Raw genomic sequence first — 24,730 nt, 5'->3', positions numbered from 1 at the left:
CACCGCCTGCGCGTGGGCGACTCACTCGACTTCTGGCGCGTCGAGGAGCTGTCGTTGCACAGCAACGAGCCCCCGGAAGGCAGAAGGGCCGGGTCGGTCCGCCCTCTGAGGGTGAACCGACCCGGCCCTGAAGTACTGCTGTGCGCCCGGCAGGATTCGAACCTGCGACCCTTCGCTTAGGAGGCGAATGCTCTATCCCCTGAGCTACGAGCGCTGGGGCTTGCCGAAAAGCTTGGCGAAAACCCAGTGAGTGGATCAACACCTCTGTCCGGCAAACGTCCTGGTCAAGCCCTACTTATCAGCTCGGTCCGACCTGCGGCAAGGGTGCCGAAACCGGGGCCGGGCCTGCACAGTGCCTGACTCAAGACAGGGTAGCGGATTGCCGCCGATTCATTGGTCTCCTATCTCCCGGACCTCGGGGCCGCAGCCACCTAACCATCATCTGACCTGCGGCTTCATCAAGATCTACCGCATCAACTAGGGGGAGGTGAGGTGCTCGGGCCATAGCTGCGCCGCGTGCCAAATATCCGTTCTGCCCGAGGACTGCTTCGCTGTGACGCGACCAACGCCTCTGGCACAAGTGCCTCCCGCCTTCTGGACGCACCCTTCCGGCCGTAGCCTGGGCAGCCCTAGCTTTGCCGTGTGATACGACGGGTGAGACGTGCGGTGCCTTGGCAGCCGCCGGCCGCGAGGAATCCACGTAGACGAAACCCACGGCGGACACCCCTGGGGGCCTGGCTGGACCAGGTATATCTGCGTGCGATACGCCGCGGCCTGCAGCGCCAGGTAGCAGCTGATCTTCGGTCTTTCGACGTGATACCGATCGTGGAGGCCACCCGCCATCGACGTCTTCGCGAACAGATCCACTTCGCGTCTTTACGGCTATGTGGCGCCGAGGATTTGGGGTTGCGGTTCGACTGGTGTCTGGCGATGGTCGTGACCATCGCCCTCATCGGCCCTGCCATGGCTCAGAGCTGGATCCGAATCCTCAAGGATCCGGGGTTCGACGCTCCCCAGGATTCGCCGGCCTACGCCGTTGCAGGGTGGTCGTTGATCGGCCTCCTGCTCGGGACGCTACTGGTAGCGGCATGCCAGAGGTACATAAACACTCTGGTCGACCGATCCCGCCTCGGCACCGCTCCAGGCCCCACTTTGGCCGCGGGCTGTGTTCTGCCGGCGTTCTCTCTCGCGCTGTCGCCCCTGGCCCACCCAGCTGCCGCCGCGAACCCGTTCGCACGGGGCTGCTGGGACGGCTGGATCTACACCTATCTGTCCGTGCTCGTCTACAACCTCTGCCGCGGGCTGCAAGCCGTGATCGTCCGCCGTACCACCGGCCACCGCTGCCGACCGCTGGATCGGCTCCTCCTGACAGCGGCAGCGATCACCGCGGAGATCCAGGTGACGACCCGTGGCCGCACCGCCCCGAAGGACTGTCAGATCTCCTGTATCCAACTGGAGCGCCTGGCCCTGCTGGCCGAGCGGGATCTCACGCTGCCCGGCCGGGTCTCACGCTCGGTCCGCAGGGAGCTGCGACCCGACGCGCTGCGCGTGGCCGCGGTGATCCGCGCACACCAGGTCCCGCTGGCGACAGCGGCCCGGCCTTCGGACGCAGACTTGATCGTGGCTTCTCTGGTGGCCGCGATGGAGGCGCTCGCCTCGGGAGACCGTTCAGCGCTTCTGGTCAACGCACCGGCCCAGGTCAACGTACCAAGCACGCTCCGTCGGCTGTTCCTACGTGTGTGGCCGGTCGCCGTCCTGATCGGTACAGGTCTTCTCCTCCCACTCATCCCCGCCATCGCCGCGCAACCTCCGATCGCCGGGAGTCTGCGCTGGACTCTCGTGGTCGCAGGCGTCCTCGCTCTGGTGGCCGGCCAGGACGTGGCCGGTCAAGTCAACGCCTCGCTTCAAAGGGCCCTGCCTTGGCGATGATGCGCTGCGCTGAGCCCGGCGGTCAGCCGAAGGCGAGTTCGCGGAATTGGTTGCGGATGGTGGTGAGGGGTTCACGGTCGCGGGTGAGGCGGATCTTGTTGGTGAGCAGGACGGCCCAGGTGCCCTGCTTGGGGGCGAGCCACATGCCGGTGCCGGTGAAGCCGTAGTGGACCCAGGCCTGGTCGGCGAGGTCGGTGCCGGGGGCGGGGTGCCAGAACAGGCCACGGGCTGGCACCAGTTCGCCGGTGTGAACGGTCAGGGATTCCTGGACCCAGTCGGCGTCGAAGCCTAGCCGGTGGGGGGTGGTGGCCGGGTCGAGGAGGTAGCGCAGGAAGGTGGTGAGGTCGTCCAGGACGGAGAAGACGCCGGCGATGCCGCAGACTCCGCCCAGCAGGCGGGCGGAGAAGTCGTGGGCGGTGCCCTGGAGGTGGGCGCCAGTGTCCTGGTCGAGTTCGGTGAGGGCGCAGCGGTTGACCAGGTCGGTGGGCATGGGGCCGAAGCGGGTGTCGGCCATGGTCAGTGGTTCCCAGACCCGGCTCCGGGCGAGTTGGTCGAGGGGTTGGCCGCTGAGGTGTTCGGCGAGGTAGCCGAGGATCAGTGCGGCTCGGTCGGTGTACTCGACAGTCTGGCCGGGCGGGCGGTGCAGGGCTTTGAACCGTTCCGGGTTCGATAGAGATCTCAGGCTATGGTTGTGACCTGCGGCTTTGTTGCGCAACTTCACCCTGGAACACGGTTACTTCACGGCGGATCCGCTCACAGAGCTGTTGGGCCATGCCCCCGTCAGGGTGACAGCGACGGTGTACGCCAACGTCCGACTCCGCCTCCAACGCGACGCCATCGACCTCCTCGGCAACGCCCTCCGCGAGCCCGACCAGCCCGCTATCCGACCCGACGACGGCGACGAACCACCCCTTTGTGCAGCACCCGTCCACTGACGTTGCCGTCAACTACTGCCGTCAAGACGCCCAAGAAGCCCCACCGGAACTGAATCCGGTGGGGCTTCTGCCTGCCAATCGGGCCCTACTTAGGATCTCGCTCTTCAATCTGCTTGGAAGCCCTATCTCGCACCTGTCCCCAGTGATGACTGGCCAATCTCACGAGAGCATCATTCGGCGTTCCAGGATTGCTGGCGACAGATGAGACCACGGCATCATGGTCATCCCCGGAAAGGTATTCAAGAATATCTCGCCTGCTCGCAATCTTTGCCCTCACGCGCCAATCTTCATCTTCACCCAGAAGCCGTATTACTTCCTCGGGAAGGGCCCGATTGAAGGCCATCCAGAAACGCATGTCCGGATGGTCCCTTGCGATCTCAAGCCAGACCGCAAGCGGGGCCTCTTCTTGCTTGATCCGCTGGTAGTCGGCATTGCCACCGCTGAGTCTCAACTGGACGAACTCGTCAGCGCTCTCGATCACGTCAGCATCCCCTCACGGTCGACAAATTATTCCATGAAATGAACTTCCCCGTCTTGCCCTTGAATTTCCCCTGAATGAAAGTTCCATCCGGCCCGCATCGGCGACCCAGTCCAGGCCCGTCGAGGTCTCGCGGAAGACCTTCCATGCAGACCCACCATGCCCAGCCTTATCCGGACTCCACCAATAGACATCACCGTTGGCGTCAGCGGCCTGCTGATAGTAATTGGCACCAAAGGGTCCGCCACGCATAATCTTTGTCGATCGACCGGGGTCAATAGTCCAAACGCCAGGAGGCGCCCCGCCATCATTGTGAACCAAGATCGGCGTGGTCCCGGCGAGTACATAGTACGTGTGGCACGGCGGGCCGGTCCACCTGCTCCTTCACGGGTCAGCAGCGATATGACGGTCCTCCGGGGTCCGTGGTAGTGCGCTGATGTCCGTGGTTGTTGCCGTCACTGCTGTCGTCAGAGGTACAGACCAATCGGTGTCACGGTCAGAGGAACGCGCCGGGTTCCGTGGTGGCGCAGTCGGTGGCGGTGCTGCCCGATCGCGCTTTAGATCTCCTCCTGGCTATATCTAGTTCGGAGAAATAGCTCGCATTGCTCCAATGATGACACCACAAAAATTGGCAAGCAGATACCATCGCCTCATCATGAATTCTTTCGCTTGAACCCATAGAAGTCAATGACAGCCCTACGATGCTCCACCACACCTACAACCTCGAAACATTCAGCCGGAGCGAAGATATCCACCAGATCCTCGTCTGAAAGAGCTACTCCATCATCCCTGAGCCTGTAGGCCATTCGCCCATCAGTCATTTGCCTGGTCATACCCGAAGGAAGAACGCTGGGACAGGCCCCCTGGCAACATAGGAGCCGTCCGTTCAGTTCTAGGAATTTGCGCACATTGATCAAACAATCAAAGAGATCAACGCCACCAAACTCCACGATACCCAGATCATTGTCGCTCATTTTGATATTCGCGGGCGGCTGGTCGGAGATCTCAAATTTGACCTGAGCTTGCTCTCCGCTGGCATTAACCGTTGAAAGTGTCACAGACTCAGGCATGATCAGCACCCTCCAACATAGTTTGGATTGGGAACCCAAGTTCCATCCCGCAGCGTCGCCCCTTCGATTTGGGATGACGGTACTGCACCTGGGACGGCAACCTCCAATTCATGGGCAAATGGGTTTCCAGGGAACGTCGCATTCACATCAACCCCAGATGCTCCACGGATTGTATAAACAATTCCACCGCGGCCAGCTACAACTGACTGGGACGTAGTAGTAGCCACATATCCGGAGTCCACGGACCACCCCGAGGCGTGTTCCATAATATCCATATTGCTGCCTCTGGGTTCGAATCCAGTACGAAATATCTCGCTTGGATCTCGCGTGTCGCTCCGAAATAGCGGCGAGCCAGCGCCGCCATCATTGTGCACCAATACCGGCGTGGTTCCGGCCATCACATAGTACGTGTGGCACGGTCCCCTGCTCTACCTGCTTCTTCGCAGGTCAGCAGCGATATGACGGTCCGTCGGGGTCCGTGGTTGTGCGCTGGCGTGCGTGGTTGTTGCCGTCACCGCTGCCGTCATAGGTATAGACCACTCGATGTCATGTCAGAGGAACGCGCCGGGTTCTGCGGTGGCGTAGTCGGTGGCGGTGTGCCGGTAGCACTGGTGGCCGGTCTCGGCGGCGTGCTTGGCGATCAGGGCGGTGACGTCGTCAGCGCGGGTGCGCTCGCCGCTGGCCCACTGGCACTGCTCCTCGTCCGTGACGCAGACTGCCTCCCGGACGGGTGCGGCGGTGTCGTCGGTGCGCACGTGGTACTCGCGGAACCGCATCCGCTTGCGCACGCTCATGCCGCCTGCCCGTGCTCGGTCTGGCGGTGGCGGCCCTGCATCACGCGCACGTCGCTGAGCCGGGACTTATCCCCGCAGAGCACAGCGGCACGGGCCTGCTCGCGGAGCCTGCCACACTCCTCACACACCGGGCCGGGACGCTCCCGCCACTGCACCAACTCTTCGCCCATCTCCCGCTCCTTCGCTCCCGCTCGGCTCTCTTGATCAGGGTCTCGTTCGCCTGAACCTTTCGGAGGAGCCAGCGCGTCTGCCCCGGTGTCTGCCAAGCTGGCTGGGTGCGGGAGACGGTCGGTGCACTGGTGCGGCGGTTACGCCTGGCGCGCGGCTGGAGTCAGCAGCGGCTCGCCGAGGCGCTGGCCCAGGCTGCCCCCGGACGTATCCCGCCGACGCGCAACGACGTCTCCCGCTGGGAGATCGGCACCCGATCCCCGCGCGAGTGGCTGCCCTTCCTCGCCCAGGTACTGGAGGTCCCGCGCGAGCTGCTGGAAGCCGCGAAGGCCGTCCAGTCACCCGAGCCCGCGCCGCGCGTACTGACCGTGGCCGACTTCCTGCCCGACGACGACCTGCTGGCCCCACTGCATTCCCGCACCGGCCGGCGGATCGGGGCCGGACAGGTGGCAGACCTGGCCCAGCGGGTCCACGGCCTGCGGCTGGCCGACGACGTGGTGTACGGCAAGGACCTGATCGGCCCGGCCCTGCGCGAACTGCGCGCGGCCGTGACGCTCTACCGCGAAGGGACACACACCGACGCTGTTGGTCGCGAACTGCTGCGGGCTATCGGTGAGTTGGCGCAGATCGCCGGATGGGTCGCCTCCGACGCGGGCGAGCACGCCGAGGCGGAACGCATCTACCGGCTCGGAATGAGCGCTGCCCACGCGGCGGGAGACGGCGTGCTGTCCGGCAACGTGGCGGGCTCGCTGGCCTACCAGTGGAGCAACACCGGACGCGCGAACGACGCCGTGGACCTGGCCCGCGCCGCCCTGGACAGCGCCGGACCCGATGCCCCGCCAAAGGCCCGCGCGCTGGCCAGGACCGCCCGGCGATGACCGCCCTCGGGGAAGCGGGTGAAGCCCTGGCCCAGGACTCGCCCGACACCGAATCGCCCTCATACCTCTACTGGATGGACGCCGGGGAGCTCCAGGTCATGGAGGCCCGCGTCTACACCGAGCTGCGGCGGCCCCTGCGCGCCGTACCCTTTCTGACAAACGTACTGGGCCGCTACGACGCGAGCCATGCACGCGAGTTGGCGCTGTACCTGTCCTGGCTGGCCGTGGCCTACGCCGACGCCAATGAACCCGAGGCCGCGGCCGGGACGGCGGGCCGCATGCTCGCTCTGGGGCAGAGCGGCAGTGAGCGCACGGCGGAACGCACCCGGATCGTCTTGGACCGGCTGCGGGCTTCCGCGACGTGCCCGAGGTCGCCGAACTACTGGCGTCCTGACCGCCCCTGCGCGGACTCGGCAGACTGCCGATGCCTTCGGCATGCTGCGGGCCTGAGCGGGGTGGGTCCCTCGTCGGTCGAGCAGCTTCGCTGTACCAGGGTTCTCCGGGGGCCGCCAAGGCTCACCGTGTGACGCTTGCGCTTGGCCTTGGTGGCCCCCGGAGGTTCCTGGTACGCCTCCGGGGGCCGGGCGACGAGGGAACCGCCCCCGCGACCCCGACGCTCACCACGACGATGCCGCACCGGTGCTCGGCCCCGGCCCCTCGGAGGGAGGGCAGCAGTTCCGGTCGCCCTCTGTCCGATCCACCGCGCACCCCGTCTCCCCCGGGCACCTGGCCGACGTCTCAGCCGCGGCGAGCCGCCCGCCGACCATGGCGGAGAACTGGTGGGGGCGGCCCTGCCGGAGGCATCACGGCGTCCGTCGTCTACACGATGAGGGTGCGTCAGTACCGTTGCCGCGGCACCAGTCCCCCGCCACGCCTCCTGCGCGGCCAGGGCCGGTCCGGCAAGCGGGGCGAAGCCGGAGCAGCCGGCCCCGGCCCGGCCGCGCGCGACCCGCGCCAGCGGGTCGCCTTGAACCAGGAAAGAAACTTTGAACACCTCGGCCACCCTCCCCTCTTGCCGATCATGATCTGGCCGACTGCACTACGCCGGTCATGACCCTGCTCAACGCTGCTCGATAGGTCCCCAGCGCCCCAGAGCTCCGCGCGCCGTGCACCGTGCCCACGAGCCGGACACCAACCTCGCCGTGATCAAGGAACGCCTCGGCCACGCCCACATAGGCGTGATCGCCACGACGTACGCCCACGTCCGACTCCGTCCCCAACGCGACGCCATCGACCTCCTCGGCAACGCCCTTCGACACCCCACAGACACCACAGCCGAGCCCGACGACAGCGACGATCCGCCGCTTTGTGCAGCACCCGTCCGCTGACGTTGCCGTCAACCGTTGCCGTCAAGGCGCCAAGAAACCCCGCTAGAATTCCTCCTGGCGGGGTCTCTTTGATTTGCTCAACTACAGTTGGGCCAAGCTATTAAACTACCAGTCCTGCGACACAAAGATAGCCTCCGGCAGACTTAATTCAACGGACTGACACAGTCTTCAGAATCCACTACTAGAACGCCAGACAGAGTCATCCGCGAAATATCAGCCAGATAGGGCTCTTCCTCATCATGCCGCACACAGAATGTCACACTCCCCGTAACGAGATTCTCGTCATACAGGGTAGGGCCAATCGAGATGTACGCACTTCCAGGCGGAGCGCCAGGGATTTTACGCAGAGCAAAGAGCGCGCCGTGCGCAAATGAATAGGCACGCCTGGCCAATGTTTCGACTCGCGCTGGATCATCTTCTGCTAGATCGAAATCCGGAATGGCTCGACCATTGATCGCGGCTTCGTATCCAGTCAGGTCAGTGAACGACGATCGATCGCCCTTATAGCCGTCGGAGAAGAATCGAAGAACCCATGCCCCGCTGGGATCAGCTGCCCATCCCGCGTCCAAAGCGGACTGGAAGAGCTCCGGAACGTCCCCCTTGGTCACCTGCTCCAGGAACTCTGGCCGAACCAAATCCGAGAACATCGCGTTGAACTTCACTTGCCTATCCAATCCAGTCATGCCATCGAGATTCTTCCGTCTCTACGTAGACTCCACCTGCCGCGCCCGGCACGGTACTAGCACGCCTCGCCAAGGAAACTGAGCCCCTTCTTGACACCCTTCGCAAAGTCAGTCTTTGCCAGATCCTTCTGCAGGTTCTTCGGCAATCCATCAAACTGACCAGTCTCAAAATTGTACTGGTACTTGGGGGCGTCAGATGATTTCATCCCATTGACCTGAACCTGCAAGTGCATCTGGCCAGGTCGGCCGCCAGGGCTGGGATTCTCTACATCGATGCGCATCCCACTCGGACCTCGCCATACTGTCGAACTCGTGATCTGCGTGCCATTCGCACCGACCATGGTTCCGTCGTCATTGTGGACGAGAACGGGAGTTGCGCCAGCGAGTACATAGTACGTGTGGATTTGCTTGACGGTGAGGTTGTAGGTCGTGATGTGGCCGATGTAGTCGTGGATGCGCCTGACCGTTACAGGCTCCCCGTTGAGTTGACGGAGTTGGTCGCCGACGTGGAGGTCGGAGGCATTGGTCCAACGTTGTGAGGTTTTGTCCCAGTATGGGTGGTGCTGGGTCGAGGTGATGGGTTGATCACCTTGGGGGGTACTGATGGTCAGGTCTGTGAAGGCGGTATCGGTGGTGGTCTTGATAACGGCGGTTACTTGCTCGGATTGCGTACGGCCTGTGAGGGGGTTTGTGGCCTCGACAAGGTCTCCGATCTTGATGGCGCTGATCGGCTTGGTGCTCTCATCTGCAAGGAGAACCTGTGTCGTTGCGGGAAAGCTGTTTACTTTGCAGGCGTCGAGTACGAGGTCTCCAATGGCGTCGTCTGCGGCAGCGGCTGTGGTCGCGTCCCCTGCCGCCGCGACAGCTCCGTCTGCGGAATCTGCAAGTGCACTGCCGCCGAAGAAGACTTCGCCGGCCACATAGGCAAGGAGATCCATGCCGATCTTCTTGGCCGCTGTCCCGCAGCTTTTTCCTGACCTCAGGCAGCTGATGCTGTCTGAGACTCCCCACGGGTCAGGTCCGTCGTCCAAGGCACCGCTAGCGCCGAGGGATGCGCAGAGCGCCAATTCATTGGACGGATCACCTTCGGTGTTTGAGCACAGATTTCCTGCCCATATACCGATCAATTGCGCATAGCTCAAGGGCCTGGTGGAAGGATACGCTGCGTATTCGACGAATCGAGCTGCGAGTTCCTTGTAGCTAGGGACCCGAATTCCGTCCAGGTATGCAGTCCCATTTTTGACTGTGACGGTCGGGGTAGTGGTCTTTGGCTTGGTCGGCTTCTTCTTTTTGACGGGCGGCCCACCGGGGCAGCCTGCGACGCCGGTGTCGCCGGAGCAGCCGACCGTGTCTCCGACTCCGCCGTCGTTGTTGCCGCAGCCGTCGCAGAAGAGGCCGGTGGGGTCGCTGGCGTTGGTGGGTTCGTTGTTGCTGTAGGCGTAGCCGTTCCACTGTTGCGGGTCGGTGGGGTCGAGGACGGGGTCGGTGTTGAGGAAGCGTCCGGTGGCGGGTTGGTATTCGCGGGCGCCGATGTTGGTGAGGCCGGTGGCGGGGTCCTGGGTGCCGCCGACGAAGCCGTGGTCGCCGAAGCCGTTGGCGGTGGTCCAGTTGGCGGGGGTGGTGCCGCGGGGATTGCCGAAGGGGTCGAGGTAGCGGCGGGTCTCGGTGAGGTTGTTGGCGTCGATATTGAGGCTTGCGGTGCCGTGGGGGTCACTAGCCTGGAAGTTCTCGATGGCACCCTGGCGGACGATGGTCAGTCCGTTGGGCTGGGCGTAGTAGCGGGTGTCCTGGAGGGGTGCTCCGCTGGCGGGGGCGTAGGTGATCTGGTCGGAGCCGAGGAAGACGGTGGTCAAGGTGGGGTCGGTCTGGACCAGGAGGTTGCCGTCGGCGTCGTAGAGGTAGGTGGTGGCGCCGCTGGTGCCGGTTGCCTGGTCTTTGCTGAGGTGGTCTTCGGCGTCCCAGTTCAGGGCGGTGGTGCCGGCGGTGGTGGTGATGGCGGTGGTGTTGCCAGCGGCGTCGTACTGGTAGCTGCTGGCGCCGGGGTTGTTGGGGCCGGTGCTGGTGGTGGTCATCAGTGCGTGTGGGCCGCCGGTGCCCCCACCGGTGTTGGGTGCGGTAGTGGGGGTGTTGTCAGTACCGGGCGTGGGGAAGACCTGGCTGGTACGGATGTCGTTGCTGGTGTTGCCAGCAGGGTCGTGCTGGATTTCGCTGGTCCGGTTGCCGGTCGGGTCGTAGCCGTAGTCAGTCCAGTAGGCGGCCGGTCCGCCGACGGTGGTGGCCTTGCCCGGGGCGGGGTTGGCGGTGGGGCTGCTGTTGTTGCAGCCGCCGATGCCGGGGATGGAGGGGGTGGGTGCGGTGCTGGTGGTGCCGGTGTCGGTCCAGGCAGTGGTGAGTCGGCCGAGGTAGTCGTACTTGTAGCACTGGAGGTCGGTGTTGGCAGGGTTGTTGTCGGGGATGTCGGCGGCGGAGGTGAGCTGGCCAGCCTGGTTGTAGGTGTAGTTGTACTGGTCGACGGAGCCGGTGGTGGCGGTCTGCTTGTCGATGTAGTCCGAGAGCACCCGGCCGAGCGCGGGGTCGTAGGTGTAGGTGGAGACGACCTGGCTGCCCCACGGGTTCATGGTGGTGCGGGTCGGGTCCCCGTAGGCGTCGTAGTTGGTCTGCAGGTCGTAGGTGGAAGCCCCGTCGCTTTCGATCATCGGACCGTTGCTGTCGAGGCTGTAGTTGACAGTCTCGTACGGGTTGCCTCCTTCCGCCGGGAGCCGGAGGCCGGTGGTCTGTCCGGTGTAGGCGTCGTAGTAGCTCTTGGTGGTGTAGACCAGTGGGGTGGTCAGGCCGACGACGCTGCCAGGGATGGTAGTGGTGTTGCCGGTGGGCTGGTAGTTGTTGTTGTAGCCGGTCACCGCCTGGGTGTAGGCGGTCCCGGTGGAGCCGCCCACGTAGCGGATGGCGGTCGCGGGCTGGCCGAGGCCGCCGGTGACGGTGTCGTAGGTCCAGGCAGCCTGCTCGTTGGCTGCGGACGCGGTGCCCTTATACTCGGCGGTCTTGCGGCCCAGGAGGTCGTAGGCGTAGGTCAGGGTCTGGCCGCGGCCGTCGGTCGTGGTGGCTACCTGCCCGTCGGCGGTGTACGTGTTGCTGCTGGTGCCGGTGTCGGGGTCGGTGACTGAGGCCTGTCGCCCGTACAGGTCGTAGCTGTAGGTCCACTTGTCCTTGGTGGTGGCGTCGGTGCGCGTGTCGGTTTGTCCACCGGGTGTGTAGGTGTAGCTGGTTACGTCGGCGTCCGAGGCCTGGCCGGTGGCTGTGGGTGTGTGGTATTCCCACAGCTGGCTGGTGCGTCCGGCGGCGTCGGTGATCGTGGTGGTGGGGGTGGCGCCTGCTGGCGGGGTGACGTCGGTCTCGTCGGCGCCGGGGTAGCTGGTGGTGACCTTGCTCTGGAAGTGGCCCAGAGAGTTCAGCGTGGACACCAGAGGGCGTCCCTGGCCGTCATAAGTGGTCGTGGTCTGCGCGGGGACCTGGTCGCTGTCGGTGGCGTACAGGCTCGTGCTGGGAGCGGAGTCCGCGTTGTACCAGGCACTGTCGGCCGCGGCCGTGCGGCCCTGGGAGTCGTACTGGGTGTCACTGATCAGCCGGCCGGCGTAGGAGGACAGACCAGGGGTGGACTGGGTCTGGGTGACCTGTCCGAATCCGTTGTAGATCTGAATATCCGACAGGCGTTTGGTGCCGGCCGGGCCCAGCGTTGCTGTCGTCACTGTCGACGGGGCCTGGGTGCCGTTGACCGTGTAGGTGTAAGTGGCATCGGCGGGCTGGCTGGTGGTGTGACCAGGCATCCAGTCCGCTGTGATGCGCCCGAGCGCGTCATATGTGGCGGTGCTGGTCTTGTTGTTGACGTCGGTACTGGTCAGCGCGAGGTCTCGGCCCACATCCAGGGTGGCCTTGGTGTTCCAGTTCGTCGCCGTGCCGGGAGCCGACGTGCTGGTGGTGATGGTGGAGGGCAGTTCGCCAGCCGCGGCGGGGGTGTAGGTGGTGGTGGTGACCGCGCCTGCCGGGTGGACGGTGTCGGTGGCGTTCGGATCGGTGGAGGTGACGACCCGGCCGTAGCTGTCGTAGGTGCTGGCACTGGTGGTCAGGTAGACCGGGTTACCGCTGGTGTCGTAGTGGTCCAAGGCCTGGGCGGACGTGGCATCGCCGAATGCTCCCGCCGTACCGAAGGGCTGGCTGTCGTACAACTGTCGTGCGTCGGAGACCGTGTTTGTCTTGGTGGCGGTAGCGGTGCAGGCGGCTGCCCCGGAAAGAGTCCTGGTCTCGTCGACCAGTCCTGTGAGCAGGGCGTTGCTGGTGCTGGTTGCGTAGCTGGTTCGTGTGCAGGTTTCCGGCAGGCCGTCAGCGGTGGTGTCGGTGGTCTTTACCCGGTTGCTGTTTGTTGGATCGGTGATCGTGGTGGTACTGCTGGTCTGCCAGGTGCCGTCAGTCTTGAGGGCTTTACTGACTGTGGTGCTGGTGGTCGAGTCGTAGCGGGCGACGAGATTGGGCAGTCCGGTTCCGCGCACGTGGGTGGCGGTGACGCTCTCTCCACTGGTGCGGGTGTAGGTGTAGCTGGCGACCGTGCCCTTGGTGACCGTGCCGTCGGGGTTGTGGATGTCGGCGTGGTTGTAGGTGTCGGTCTCCAGTTCCTGGCCCGCGAGCCAGTCGGAGTCGGTGATCGAGCCGGCGAGGGTTCCAGCCACGGTCTTGACGGACTTGGTGGTGATGCCGTCGGCCTTGTAGTCGCCGTCCATGCCCTGCGCGTAGTACGTCACGGTCTCGGAGGAGGGGCTGTCGAGGTCGGAGCCTGTGATCGCGGTGACGCTGTCGAAGCCGCGGAACTGGTCCCAGGTTCGCACGGCCTTGTCGGTCAGTTCGCTGTCGTCGCGGTGCCAGGCTGCGTTGCCGTAGGTGTAGCTGGTGATGCGCTGGGGGGCGCCGCCGACCTCGTCGTTCTCGGTGACGTCCTTGACGGTGTAGCGGTTGAACCAGTCCGAGATCGGGGGTGCGTCGACGGCCGAGCCCGGGGGGTACCACAGCACCGAGTAGCAGGCCAGTGTGTCGGTGTCGGGGGATGCGGGCATGACGTTGGCCGTGCGCGAGCAGGCGGGGAGGTTGTAGTCGACGTTGATGCTCTCGCCGGTCTCGGTGTGGATCTGTTGGATCCGGGGCCGGTCGAATGCGGCTGGCAGGGGCACGACGTTGATGCCGTCGACGCGGTTGGCCAGCATGACGGGCGTGAAGGTGACATCGGGCAGCGGGGGCAGGGCCGGTCCGTCCTCGCCGGTATGTCCGATGGAAGCGAGCCACAGGGTGGGGGTGGTGCCGTCGAGCGGGTCCTGGAAGGTCTGGGTCAGCTTGTAGAGGTCGACCTGTACGGGCTTGCCTGCGGACTGGACCTGGGTGGTGATCGTGGCCAGGCGCTGGTTGCTCCAGAAGCTGGGGCCCCAGTTGGTGCAGGCCCCGGTTGCGGCGCAGCGCTGGTCGTAGGGGACGTCGGGCCACTGCTTGGCCTGTACCGCGGCGGTGTTGGCGTCGATGGTGGTGCCTGTGCAGGTGAAGTTGCCGACCGTGTCGCAGCGGCCGTCCGCTGCGAGGTTGAACAGGACCGAGGCGGCTGGAGTGGCGGCTCCCTTGGCCGCGACCTGCCCGGCCAGGGTCTGGCCGTAGTCGATGCGTGTGAGCGATCCGCCGGGGATGTAGCCGGTCAGGGTGCCGGTGCCCTGGTTCTGGCCGGCGCCGCGCTCGTAGTAGTTCGTCTTCTCGGGGGTGTACTTGTAGCTGATCATGTTGCCGTGCGGATCTACGGCGTAGGCGAGGTTGAAGCGCCAGCCCATTTGGCACCAGGAGCCGGTTGTGGCAGTGGTGCTGTTGCAGGGGTCGCCTGTTTTGGGTGAGTAGACCGGCACGGTCCACAGGGAGTTGTTTGAGGGGTCGGTGCCGTCCCCTCCGGGCAGGTGGTCCAGGCCGAAGTAGTAGACCATCCCGGTGGAGTCGGAGACCTTGGCGTACTCGCCGTAGGTGCCGCCGTTGCCGCCGGTCAGGCCAGTGGTGACGAACTCGATGGTGGTGCCATCGTCGCCCTGCAGGTGCCACTTGCCGCTGGTGTCGTCGCGCACCAGTTCGCCGGAGTGCCCGTCCAGGGACATGGTGGCGTTGTAGCCGCCCCAGCACTCGTCGGACGAGTAGGTCAGCCCGTCCTTGGAGCAGGACTTGTAGGAGCGCTCGATGAACCCGCCCGCGCTGACGTCCCATCCGTCGCCCACGATGGAGCTCTGGGAGTTGGTCGAGGAGGTCCTGCCGTCGACCGAGGAGGAGTCGTAGGACAGAGCGACTTGGGGGGCCGCCCCGCCCAGGGCAGGCGGTGTGGTGATGGGGTAGCCGTAGGAGAAGCCGCCGTCCGTGCTGCCGGAGGTCCACTTGGAACTCGGCTGCAAGCTGGTGGCCGCGTAGCTGCCGTTGCCCCCGCTGGAAGTGGTCTGAGCTGCCAGCACCATCGGGGCCGCCGCGACGGTGGCACCGCGCGCGGCACCCACTGCGGGGGTCGTCGCCGTGGGCGCTTTCGTCGTCGCGCTTGCGGGCAGCGTGAGATCGGCGAGCAGGCGCTTGCTGGTGGGGTCGTAGTGCGAAGTCACCGCGGTGGCGTTGCCACAGCCCTTGACCTGAGGTGTCGTCAGCGAGCAGGCGGGCAGTTCGACCAGTTTGGTGCGCGAGGAGGCGTCGGCCCCGTAGGTGGAGTCCAGTGAGCTGATGTCGACGCCGAGCTGCACGTTGACGGCCCCCGCTGCCGCGTCGGTGCGGGCCACGGAGAGCATCAGGCCGTGGATGCCCGCAGCCTTGGTGTGAGCGGTGTCCACCACGGTGGCCTGAACCGTCCCCGCCGACGCAGAGGCGCCCACGGGTGGAGTGGCTCCGCCGGTATCGGTGTGAGTGGTCCCGGTGCTGTGTGTGGTGGCCAGCCAGACGGGGAGCTTCCCGGCACGCACCGCGCCGGGAAGCGGCTTGCTGTCTGCGGTGCGGCTGGGCGTGGTGGCGGGTGGCGCTGGCAGGGTGACCGTGGCGCTGCCCGCCACCGGGGTACTCACGGCTGCGGGCCCCATCCATTGCGGGGGGACGGGCTGGTGCGGCTTGGTCGAAGCGGGCTTGGTCACCGGGTGGCCGTGGATCGACTTGGTCGTCGACAACGGCGCGTCCGGGGGGGACCACAGCGTGCCCGGTGCGACCGGGAGCCGGGCGCTCAGCGCTTCGGCGCTGGCCGGGCCGAGCAGCGTCACTGCCAGCGCCAGCACTGTGGCCGCGCCGATGAGCCCCTGCCGCCCGCGCGTCCAGCGGTCGATGCTCTGCATTGTTCCCCGACTACGCACAGTCCGCCCCTCAAGTCCCCCGCCCGCACATGCCAGGTGACATGGCGGGTCGCCAGGCACTCTCATCGATCGGCGATCACCGGGTCAAGGGAGCATCGGGCAATCCGGCACGTGAAGGATGTGTGCGTCTTCTCACACAGTCCACTTGATTGGGACATGACCCGATCTATCCGGGCGTACGCAAATCAACTCCCTTGACCTGTCCCTTTGCTCCCTGAACCCTGTGCTCGGTCTATGCCTACGCGCTGTACGAGATACCGGGGGTCTGCGATGCACACCGTTCCACCTAGAAGTACCCACAGCCCGTCATCACGGCAGCGGGCCCGGAGGCTGGCCGCTCTCGTTGCCGCGATGTCCCTGGGGGGTGCCTTGTTGGGCGCGCCTGCTGCGTGGGCGGATTCGGGCACGGATCCCACGGCGGTGGAGGCCGCGCACATCGCCGGCGGTCCGCAGGTTCCGCTCACTGCTTCTCAGCAGGCGCTGGCGCAGGCGAAGGCGACCGGGACGAGCGTGCCGGTTCCTTCGATGACCACGATGTTCAGCACCACGGTCGCCAATCCGGACGGCACCTTCACCGACACCAGCGATGCGCAGCCCCAGCGGGTCCAGAAGGACGGTTCCTGGACGCCGGTGGATGCGACGCTGGCGGCGAACGCCGGTGGCGGGATCTCGCCGAAGGCTGCAGTGTCCTCGCTGGTGCTGTCAGCAGGCGGCTCCGGTCCGCTGGCCACGATGACCACGAGTACGGGTAAGTCCCTGTCCTTGAGCGCGCCCTTCGCCCTGCCCGCTCCCACCCTGTCGGGGGCCACAGCTGTCTACTCCTCAATCGCGCCTGGCATCGATCTGGACGTGACGGCTGACACTGCCGGCGGCTTCAGCACGGTGATCGTGGTCAAGTCCGCTGCGGCCGCGTCCAATCCGGTGCTGAAGAGCCTCGTCTTCGGTACCGCCACCAGTGGTCTGACGCTGGCCAATGACGCCCAGGGCGCGTTGAGCGCGGTCGACGGCACCGGTGCCACCGTGTTCTCGGCCGCCACCCCGATGATGTGGGACTCCAGCACCGACCCCGCAACCCCCGCGCCCCAGGTGCAGGCGTCCCCGGCCGGCCGGACGACCTCCCAGCTCGTCGCCGCCACGACCGCCGACACCGATGGTGCGGTGGACGGTGATCCCGCTACCAGCAGCCCGCAGGGCCCCGGTGCCAACGCCCAGACCGCGGCCATGCCCGCCACCGTGTCGGGTTCCGCGATCAGCCTCACCCCCGACCAGAGCATCCTGACCGGTGCGGACACCCAGTACCCGGTGTACCTGGACCCCTCGTGGATCCCCGACGACCGCACCCTGCAGTCCTTCACCTGGACCCAGTCGGCCAGCCCCAGCAGCGCCAGCAACTACCACACCGGGTCCTCCACCAGCCTGTACCCGGCGGTGGGCACCTGCGGTAACGACTACGCGGGCGGCTGCAGCCCCTCGGACACCGAGCGCACCTACTACCAGTTCAACACCACGGCCTGGAACGGCGCGATCATCCACACCGCCTGGCTGAACGTCAAACAGCATGCCTCGGCCAACTGGTCGTGCACCACGACCTACCCGGTCAGCCTCTACACCACCCCGCCCATCAGTTCCAGCACCACCTGGAACTCGATGAAGGACGCCACCGTCACCAAGGTCGGCACGATCGACATGGCCGGCGCCGGCGGTGACTGCGGCACCGACGTGGCCTACGGCTACAACATCGCTGGCACCGTCAAGTCCCTGCTGAACGGCACCACTGCTCACAACACGCTCACGTTCGGGCTGATGTCCGGGGCGGAGAGCAACGACCTCGGCTTCAAGCGCTTCACTGCCAACCCCACCCTGACCATCACCTACGACCGCACCCCCACTCCGCCCACCGGCCTGAAGACCAGCAAGGCCCAGGCCGGGTCCTACGCCAGCGGCGCCCTGGCGGCCAACGACACCTGCACCGCCACCGCGAACAGCGCCTACAGCACCTGGGGTTGGATCAACGCCGCCGGCACCACCTTGAACGCCGCCCCCTCCGGGCCTAGCCAGGCCCAGTACGCGGCTGCCTACCGTCTGTGGGACGACTCGGTCAGTTCCACCAGCGACGTCTACGACTTCACCACCGGCTACGTCAACAAGGGCACCAACGCCCCCTCCCAGGCGCAGACCGTGCAGTACGTCGACCCGACCACCGGAGCCGTGGTCAACAACGGCGCCAACCTTATCGACGGCCACCTCTACGGCTGGGACGCCGCCTCGTCCGACGGCCTGGTGCCCAATTCCGCAGGCTCCTCGGTCTGCCACTTCCGCGTCGATGCCACCGCCCCCACCTTCACCTTCGGCACCAGCACTGACTTCCCGCCCTCGGGCAGCGGCACCACCCCGACCAAGCACCTGGGCGACACCGGGACGATCCCGTTCACCGACGGCGACGCCACCCCGGTGAACTACACCGGCACCGCCCAACCCGCCCAGGTATCCGGCGTCGCGTGCATGCGCTACGGCAACGACCCCACCTTGACCAGCGACGCCTGGAAGTGCGGCAGCCAGCTGCCCACCGGCAGCATCAGCACCACCCCGGCCCACTGGGGCACCAACATCGTCTTCGCCCAGGTCATGGACGCCGCCGGGAACCAGTCCCAGATCCAGCCCTACTCCTTCTACGTCCCGTGGACCGCGGGCAAGCTCGCCTACGGCGACGTCACCGGCGACGGCGTCCCCGACGTCCTGGCCGCCAACCCCACCACCGGCAACCTCCTGGACTACCAGCAGGCCCGCAACTTCACTCCCGCCACCGCCACCAACGACCCGGCCGCCACCGCCGCCCAGGCCCCGCCCAGCGACCCGAACGCGGACACCACCACCAACGGCTGGAACGGCTTCCACATCACCCACCGCGGCTCGGTGACCGGCACCGCCAACGTCGACGACCTGTTCGTCCACCAGGACGCCAGCCCCACCGACACCAGCACCACCAAACTCGGCGGCAGCCAGCTGTACTGGTACCCCAACAACACCCAGGACCCCGGCTTCTTCACCGCAGGCGGCACCGCCCTGCACCGGCCCGACTGCGACCCGGCCGCCGGCTCCTGCGCTGGCTTCACCGACGGTGACACCTGGGCCAACACCAGCCAGATCACACCCATCGGCTCCATGGGCGACATCCCCAACCCGGACGGCGGCGACACCAACGGCCTGCTCGCTGTCGAAGGCGACAACCTCTGGTACTACGCCCTCGCCGACGGCGCCGGAACCAGCACCGGCGACGGCAGTAACGCCACCAGGTTCGCCCCGCCCACCCTGGTCGCCTCCGGCGGCTGGTCCCACTACGACCTGATGGTCCCCGGCGACGCAACCGCCACCGGCAAACCCGCCATCTGGGCCCGCGTCCGCACCGCGGTCGGCGGCCACGCTGCCGGCGACATCATCCAGTTCCCGATCACCGTCGACACCGCCGCAACCTACCAGCCACAGATCGTGGCCCCGAACAGCATCCCCTCCCCCCAGCCCGGCGCCGGAGTCTCCTGCAACACCGGTTCCGACGGCTACCCGGTCTGCACCTATACCCGCATCACCGGCGTCGGCACCCCCACCACCATCGGCACGGGTTTCGCCACAGCCGCCTATCCCTTGATCGGCGCCGACAGCGACCTGAGCGGAACCAGCGCCACTCCCGGCACCGGCACTCCCGATCTGTGGGCCAGCACCGGCAGCGGTGCGATCACCGTCTTCAACGGCACCACCACCGACGGAACCGCCACCACCGCCGTCACCGGACTCACTCACCCGGACGACCAATGGCTCCTGGCCACCGGTGGAACCGACGCCAACGGCCAGCACCCCGCCACCAACCTCGGCAGCGTCACCTTCAGCGCCACCGACGTCCCCGCAGGGCCCAACGCCCTGACCGCCGCAGGCGGATCGGCCAACCTCACCGGCAGCACCAGCACCTTCCTGAAGGCCAGCGCCCCGGCAGTCAACACCCAAAGCAGCTACACCGTGTCTGCCTGGGTCAAGACAAGCAGCGCCACTGCCACCGGCTCTGCCATCGGCCAGGGCACCACCGCACACCAGGCCTTCTACCTCGGCTACGACAGCACCCAAAAGGCTTGGTTCTACCAGACCACCACCACCAACGACGCCAACGCCGCCTTCCCCACCGCCGAAAGCCCCGCCAACAGCGCCACACCCGGCACCTGGGCCCACCTGGTCGCCACCTACTCCGCACCCACCCACAACCCCGACGGCAGCACCGTCGCCGGCTTCATGACCCTCTACGTCAACGGCACCCTGGTCGCCACCGCCGCCAACGCCACCCCCCAGTACGACTCCACCCTGCCCCTGACCATCGGCGGCTGCGTCCACACCGCCACCAGCACCACCGACTACAGCTCCTTCACCGGCTCCATCGCCGACGTCCGCACCTTCCCTTACACCCTCACCGCCATTCAGGCAGCACAACTGAAGTAACCCTGCAACGCACCATCCGAAGGAGGTGGGCGGTCCTCAGTTCGGGGACCCCCGCCCCCTTCGTGGGAGCACCAAGCCCCTGAGCTTGCGGTACACCCACGGACCTGTCTCGTCACGTCACATCCTTGACTTCGCGACAGGGGAACCAGCAGTCCCATCCCGACTCCTCAGGGGACACACGTCCGAGGAGAGATCTCGCCGCATCCAGCAAGGATCGCGTAATATCCGCCAGGCCTGACGCACCGTGGGTTGGTACCCGCCCCAGCGTCCGGGCCGTTCAGCGCAACCAGGGGAGACTTCGTGCGCACTGTCTCACGTATTGCCGGGCTCGTGACGATATCGATCGCGCTGGGGTCCCTCGCAGCACCGCCTGCCGGCGCCGACACCGCGGGCGGCAGCTCGACGCTGTACGTCAACAAGACGGGCACCTGCAGCGACAGCAACCCGTCAGCAGGCTCCCAGGCACTGCCGTTCTGCGGCATCCAGGCCGCAGCCGACGTAGTCGCCCCTGGGCAGACGATCATGGTAGGTAGCGCGGACGACGACGGCTCCACCTACGCCGGATTCACTCTGACCCGCTCCGGCACCCAGAACGCTCCCATCACCATCACCACCGCGGGAACGCAGTACGTCAGAGGCACGGTGACACTCACCGGCGTTCAACACGTTCAGCTGACCGCACTGCATGTGGACGCGACCGGCAACGGCATCACCGTCAACCACAGCAGCGACGTGACCGTCGACCGCGTCACGCTGCACAATGCCTCCGACGTCCTCGGAGCGAACGGCGTCGACATCAACGGAACCTCCTCCCAAGTCACCGTCTCCCGCTCCAACATCAGCGGAACTTGGGCCGGGAACACCATCCGCGTGCAACCCGGCGCGCAGCACATCGTGATCACCACCAACTACCTCACGTCGGACATCGGCCTTCCCCTGCCCTTGGTGCAGGTCAGTGCTGCCACAGATGTCGATGTGACGAGCAATTCGCTGTCCGTGATCGGGGCGGCGGACATAGCGTTCGACAGTGGTTCATCGGGGACAGCCGAGAACAACGTCGGAGCAGTCGGCGGCACGCCCGCGCTGACGGTCTCGACCGATTCCGCCGCAGGCGTGACCGCGGACTACAACGCCTTCGAGCAGCGCCTCAGCACCGGCGGACTGTACCAGTGGGGCGGTGTGGGGTATGGCTCGCTTGCTGCCTTCACAGCCGCGACCGGGCAGGGCGCCGATGACATCGACGGCCCTGGTGAGGACTATCCGCTGGTCTACGAGGGTTCCCCGTTGGTGGACTCGGCGAACGCGGACGCGCCCGGTGAGCTGTCGACCGACGGTGTGGGGCGTTCCCGGGTGGACGACCCCAATTCCCCCAACACCGGGGCCGGCGCGCACGCGTACTTCGACCGCGGGGCCTACGAGGTCGTCGACCAGATCAAGGACTTCACCAGCGGAGTCCTGGCCACCTGGTCGGGGGCGGCACCGTTCACCTACGCCCAGGAGTTCCGCGCCTTCCCCGCCGACGTCGCCACCTCATGGGGCGAGCCACTGCACGCCACCGTGGACTTCGGCGACGGCAGCGCACCGCAGGCAGTCACCCCGGGAGCCACTGCCCCCCACGTCTACACCACACCCGGAACCTACGACGCGGTCACCACGGTGGCCGACGCCGACGGGAACCAGCTCAGCAACACCGTCCCGATCCGCGTCCTGCCCCCCACCGCCCCCCAACCGGTCCTGACCGCCACCACGATCGGACACGGCGCACCCAGCAGCACCCTGACCTCGGGCGAGGTGTCCTTCACCGTCACCGGCCAGCCCGCCGGCGGCTTCCCGACCCTGACCATGAACTACGGCGACGGCACAACCGGCACCCTGGACCCGTCCGCGCCCACGCACCTGTACCCGCACCCCGGCACCTACACCGCCACCGTGACCGCCACCGACGTTCTCCATCGCACCGGCACCGGACAGGTCACCGTCACCGTCGGCGACGCCTTCGTCCCACTGGCCGGCGGCCCGCAACGCGCCTTCGACAGCCGCACCCGCGGACACGACAGCATCCCCGCCCACACGGTGGTACGGCTGTCACGCGCCCAACTCCACGCCCCCGCAGGCACGGACGCCGCCCAGCTCAACCTGACCGTCACCGACACTAAAGGCACCGGCTACCTGACCGCCTACCCCGACGGCGGCACCAGGCCCACCGCGTCCAACCTGAACTTCACCACCGGCAAGACCGTCGCCAACCAGGCCACCGTCGAGATCGGCGCGGACGGGTACGTCGACGTCTACAACGGAAGCACGAAACCCGTCGACGTGATCGTCGACACCGCCGGCACCCAAAGCGGCTCCTCCCCCAACGGCCTGACCTACAACCCGGTCGGACCCGTACGCATCCTGGACACCCGCACCACCGGCCACCCCGTCGCCAGCGGCGCAGCGGTGACCTTCGCCGCGGCCGGCACGCACACGGTCCCCGCGAACGCGGCCGGAGTCCTGCTGAACGTAACCGCCGTCAACACACACACCACCGGGTACCTGACCGCCTACGGCGCCGGGCAGACCCAGCCCGCCGTCTCCAACGCGAACTGGGCCCCCGGGCAGACCGTGCCCGCCCTGGTCACCGTCCCGCTGACCAACGGCAGCGTGGTCCTGCGCAACAGCAAGAGCGGCGGCTCCGTCGACTTCGTCGCCGACCTCGTCGGCTACTACGACAAGACCGACAACGGAACCGTCTTCATGCCGTCCGCACCCGTCCGCATCCTGGACACCCGCAACGGCACTGGACAGCTCGGCGCCGGGAAGACCATCCGCCTGCACATCGGTGCCGCCGCCGCAGCCGCACTGAACCTCACCGCTACCGGCGGCACTCACCCCGGATACCTCACCGCCTACCCCGACGGCGGCACCAAGCCCACCGCATCCAACGTCAACTACAGCAACGGCCAAACCGTAGCCAACATGACCGTCACCCCCGTCGGAACCGACGGCTACATCGACATCTACAACGGCGGCACCGCACCCGTCTCCATCATCGCCGACCTCTCCGGCATCTACCGCGATCACAACTGACCTACCGGGGACCACTCCCTGCTGCGCTCGTTTTTCCGTCGGGCCTGGGGGACATGCCATCAACCCGGTGCGGGTCCAGCGTCTCGAAGGAGCACTCCATGACGGCGTCGGCGGGGAGCAGCAATCTCGCAACCGCTCTACTGAGGTTGTAGCTGGGATGTCGTCAGGGTGAGTCCGGTTGCCGTGGGGCATCCGTCGATGATGTCGCTGCGGTACTGGACCTGGCGCAGACTGTGGCGCAGGGCGCGCATCAGGTGTTCGGGGTCGGTGAAGGCAGTGTTGGTCTGGCAGCGGCGCCGGAGCAGCGACCAGATGCCTTCGACCGGATTGAGCTGTGGCGTGTACGGGGGCAGGTGGTAGGCGGTGATCCAGTCGTGGGTGTCGATGAAGGCGCGCATCCGGGCGTCGCGGTGCACGTTGAGGTTGTCCCACACGAGCACGATGGACCTGCCGAGCTGCTGGTGGGCGTCGACGAGCAGGTCGCGGTAGTCGGTCCAGGCAAAGCTGCGTCGGCCGCCGGCCTTGTGGTCCGGATGGACGATGGGCCGGTAGACCAGCCGTGAGCGTTCGCCCGGTTTGTAGCAGGTCAGGGCGGCGATGGAGATGCGGCGCTGGGAGCGTGCGCGGACGTGGATGACCGGGGTGGTGCCACGTCGGGACCAGGTGCGGGCGGTGGGCGGCGTCATCGAGAAGCCGGCCTCGTCCTCGAAGACGAGGTAGGCGTCGAGTGCCGCCGCGGCGCTTCCGCGGAGGGCCAGGTCTCCTTCACCCAGCCCGCCACGGCCACCTCGTCGCGTTCAACCGCGCGCCGGGCGGGGACCTGGTGGCTCCACCCGTGGCGGCGCAGCATCTGGCTGATGCCGGACAGGGTCAGGCTCTTATGGAAGCGGCGCCCGATCAGGGTCTTGATCCGGGCCAGGGTCCAGGTCTGGTCGTCCCAGCCGTGCGCCACCGGTCCCTTGTCCAGTTCCTGCTCCAGCACGGCGAACAGCGCCTCGCTCAGCTTGGGCAGCGAGGCTGGCCCGGCCGAGCGGAGTCCGTCACTTCCGGCGTCCAACCACTCCCGACGCCATCGCTGCACCGAACGGACGGTGACCCGTAAGTCCTTGGCGACCTCCGCATTGCAGACGCCGGCGGCGAACCGCTCGGCAGCCTCCATGCGGATCCGCTCACGAAACGCCTGTCTCTCCGGCGTCAGCCCACCACCCTGCGGATACCTCATACAACCGGCATACCGCGACGATCACACCTCGTCAGCCCCCTACGACATCCCAGCTACAACCTCAGTAGAGGCGCCTTTGCGTTTTCTTGACCTTCAGTCAGCGCTCATTGTCGATCACGTTCCCAGGTTAGCCAGAGGTTCGCCTGCATGGGCGCACTTGGACGTGGCTGACGGGGGTCTGTCTTGATCTTGGGTCTTACAAGATTTTCGTAGGCGTTGATCGAATTGTTTAGCCGTCAGCTGAGCAGGATGCGGTGGCGTAGGAGGGCGAAGCCGGCTCGTCCGTACATCTGCCGTTTGATGAGTTTGATC

The 24,730-nt window shown here is 66.4% G+C and carries 14 protein-coding genes, 1 tRNA gene and 1 pseudogene; 5 read left to right on the top strand and 11 right to left on the bottom strand.

The window, feature by feature from the left end:
• Nucleotides 1-141: 141 nt before the first annotated feature.
• Nucleotides 142-214 (bottom strand) — tRNA-Arg (locus ACEZDE_RS30265).
• A gap of 611 nt (nt 215-825) precedes the next feature.
• On the opposite strand from ACEZDE_RS30265, the gene ACEZDE_RS30260 reads away from it, so the two are divergent.
• On the top strand, nt 826-1,929 hold the full coding sequence (locus ACEZDE_RS30260) for a hypothetical protein (protein WP_380543045.1): 1,104 nt from the start codon (nt 826-828) through the stop codon (nt 1,927-1,929).
• A gap of 22 nt (nt 1,930-1,951) precedes the next feature.
• Here the strand turns inward: ACEZDE_RS30260 and ACEZDE_RS30255 are convergent.
• The 6 genes and pseudogenes from ACEZDE_RS30255 to ACEZDE_RS30230 form a co-directional block, all read right to left on the bottom strand.
• Nucleotides 1,952-2,581: pseudogene (locus ACEZDE_RS30255) on the bottom strand (serine hydrolase domain-containing protein); the annotation flags it as partial.
• A gap of 368 nt (nt 2,582-2,949) precedes the next feature.
• Nucleotides 2,950-3,345 (bottom strand): hypothetical protein, encoded by a 396-nt coding sequence (locus tag ACEZDE_RS30250; RefSeq protein ID WP_380543042.1) that lies wholly within the window; start codon nt 3,343-3,345, stop codon nt 2,950-2,952.
• 650 nt (nt 3,346-3,995) lie between these two features.
• The gene (locus ACEZDE_RS30245) at nt 3,996-4,412 is read right to left on the bottom strand and encodes a hypothetical protein (RefSeq protein ID WP_380543039.1); all 417 of its coding nucleotides are present in this window, start codon (nt 4,410-4,412) and stop codon (nt 3,996-3,998) included.
• Between the two features lie 2 nt (nt 4,413-4,414).
• Nucleotides 4,415-4,810: a scabin-related ADP-ribosyltransferase gene (locus tag ACEZDE_RS30240; RefSeq protein WP_380543036.1), complete on the bottom strand. Its 396-nt coding sequence runs from the start codon at nt 4,808-4,810 to the stop codon at nt 4,415-4,417.
• A gap of 153 nt (nt 4,811-4,963) precedes the next feature.
• Complete coding sequence (locus tag ACEZDE_RS30235; protein ID WP_380543033.1) at nt 4,964-5,206, bottom strand: DUF7848 domain-containing protein; 243 nt, start codon at nt 5,204-5,206, stop codon at nt 4,964-4,966.
• On the bottom strand, nt 5,203-5,376 hold the full coding sequence (locus ACEZDE_RS30230; RefSeq protein WP_380543030.1) for a hypothetical protein: 174 nt from the start codon (nt 5,374-5,376) through the stop codon (nt 5,203-5,205). Before ACEZDE_RS30230 ends, ACEZDE_RS30235 begins: the two co-directional genes overlap by 4 nt.
• A 105-nt stretch (nt 5,377-5,481) precedes the next feature.
• On the opposite strand from ACEZDE_RS30230, the gene ACEZDE_RS30225 reads away from it, so the two are divergent.
• Together ACEZDE_RS30225 and ACEZDE_RS30220 are read left to right on the top strand one after the other, a co-directional pair.
• Nucleotides 5,482-6,252, top strand: coding sequence for a helix-turn-helix domain-containing protein (locus tag ACEZDE_RS30225; protein WP_380543028.1), 771 nt, complete (start codon nt 5,482-5,484; stop codon nt 6,250-6,252).
• The gene (locus ACEZDE_RS30220) at nt 6,249-6,779 is read left to right on the top strand and encodes a hypothetical protein (RefSeq protein ID WP_380543025.1); all 531 of its coding nucleotides are present in this window, start codon (nt 6,249-6,251) and stop codon (nt 6,777-6,779) included. The genes ACEZDE_RS30225 and ACEZDE_RS30220 overlap by 4 nt, the downstream gene beginning before the upstream one ends.
• A gap of 944 nt (nt 6,780-7,723) precedes the next feature.
• Here the strand turns inward: ACEZDE_RS30220 and ACEZDE_RS30215 are convergent.
• The 3 genes from ACEZDE_RS30215 to ACEZDE_RS30205 all read right to left on the bottom strand — a co-directional run bounded on the left by ACEZDE_RS30215 (nt 7,724) and on the right by ACEZDE_RS30205 (nt 16,454).
• On the bottom strand, nt 7,724-8,263 hold the full coding sequence (locus ACEZDE_RS30215) for a hypothetical protein (RefSeq protein ID WP_380543022.1): 540 nt from the start codon (nt 8,261-8,263) through the stop codon (nt 7,724-7,726).
• Nucleotides 8,264-8,319: 56 nt separating this feature from the next.
• A complete protein-coding gene (locus tag ACEZDE_RS30210; RefSeq protein WP_380543019.1) occupies nt 8,320-15,627 on the bottom strand; it encodes a polymorphic toxin-type HINT domain-containing protein in 7,308 nt (2,435 codons plus the stop codon).
• A gap of 488 nt (nt 15,628-16,115) precedes the next feature.
• Nucleotides 16,116-16,454 (bottom strand): hypothetical protein, encoded by a 339-nt coding sequence (locus tag ACEZDE_RS30205; RefSeq protein WP_380543015.1) that lies wholly within the window; start codon nt 16,452-16,454, stop codon nt 16,116-16,118.
• A 40-nt stretch (nt 16,455-16,494) separates the two neighbouring features.
• Here ACEZDE_RS30205 and ACEZDE_RS30200 point away from each other — a divergent pair, with 40 nt between their 5' ends.
• Nucleotides 16,495-20,124: a LamG domain-containing protein gene (locus ACEZDE_RS30200; protein WP_380543012.1), complete on the top strand. Its 3,630-nt coding sequence runs from the start codon at nt 16,495-16,497 to the stop codon at nt 20,122-20,124.
• Between the two features lie 330 nt (nt 20,125-20,454).
• Entirely contained in the window at nt 20,455-23,196 is a 2,742-nt protein-coding gene (locus tag ACEZDE_RS30195) for a PKD domain-containing protein (RefSeq protein ID WP_380543009.1), read from the top strand.
• A gap of 137 nt (nt 23,197-23,333) precedes the next feature.
• Here ACEZDE_RS30195 and ACEZDE_RS33790 read toward each other — a convergent pair.
• Nucleotides 23,334-24,418 (bottom strand): IS630 family transposase gene (locus ACEZDE_RS33790; protein WP_449341720.1). Its coding sequence is split into 2 segments (ribosomal slippage): nt 23,334-23,893 and nt 23,893-24,418, totalling 1,086 coding nucleotides; the frame shifts between segments, so codons are not numbered across the junction.
• Nucleotides 24,419-24,730 lie beyond the last annotated feature (312 nt).

The organism is Streptacidiphilus cavernicola (assembly GCF_042510955.1).
In the GTDB taxonomy this organism is placed as follows: domain Bacteria; phylum Actinomycetota; class Actinomycetes; order Streptomycetales; family Streptomycetaceae; genus Streptacidiphilus; species Streptacidiphilus cavernicola.
This window is presented reverse-complemented; position numbering and strand designations above follow the sequence as displayed.

Excerpts from the sequence above, each read along its gene's own strand:
- ACEZDE_RS30245 (WP_380543039.1), bottom strand. The coding sequence starts at position 4,412 with ATGCCTGAGTCTGTGACACTTTCAACGGTTAATGCCAGCGGAGAGCAA.
- ACEZDE_RS30240 (WP_380543036.1), bottom strand. The coding sequence starts at position 4,810 with ATGGCCGGAACCACGCCGGTATTGGTGCACAATGATGGCGGCGCTGGC.
- ACEZDE_RS30235 (WP_380543033.1), bottom strand. The coding sequence starts at position 5,206 with ATGAGCGTGCGCAAGCGGATGCGGTTCCGCGAGTACCACGTGCGCACC.
- ACEZDE_RS30230 (WP_380543030.1), bottom strand. The coding sequence starts at position 5,376 with ATGGGCGAAGAGTTGGTGCAGTGGCGGGAGCGTCCCGGCCCGGTGTGT.
- ACEZDE_RS30220 (WP_380543025.1), top strand. The coding sequence starts at position 6,249 with ATGACCGCCCTCGGGGAAGCGGGTGAAGCCCTGGCCCAGGACTCGCCC.
- ACEZDE_RS30215 (WP_380543022.1), bottom strand. The coding sequence starts at position 8,263 with ATGACTGGATTGGATAGGCAAGTGAAGTTCAACGCGATGTTCTCGGAT.
- ACEZDE_RS30210 (WP_380543019.1), bottom strand. The coding sequence starts at position 15,627 with ATGCAGAGCATCGACCGCTGGACGCGCGGGCGGCAGGGGCTCATCGGC.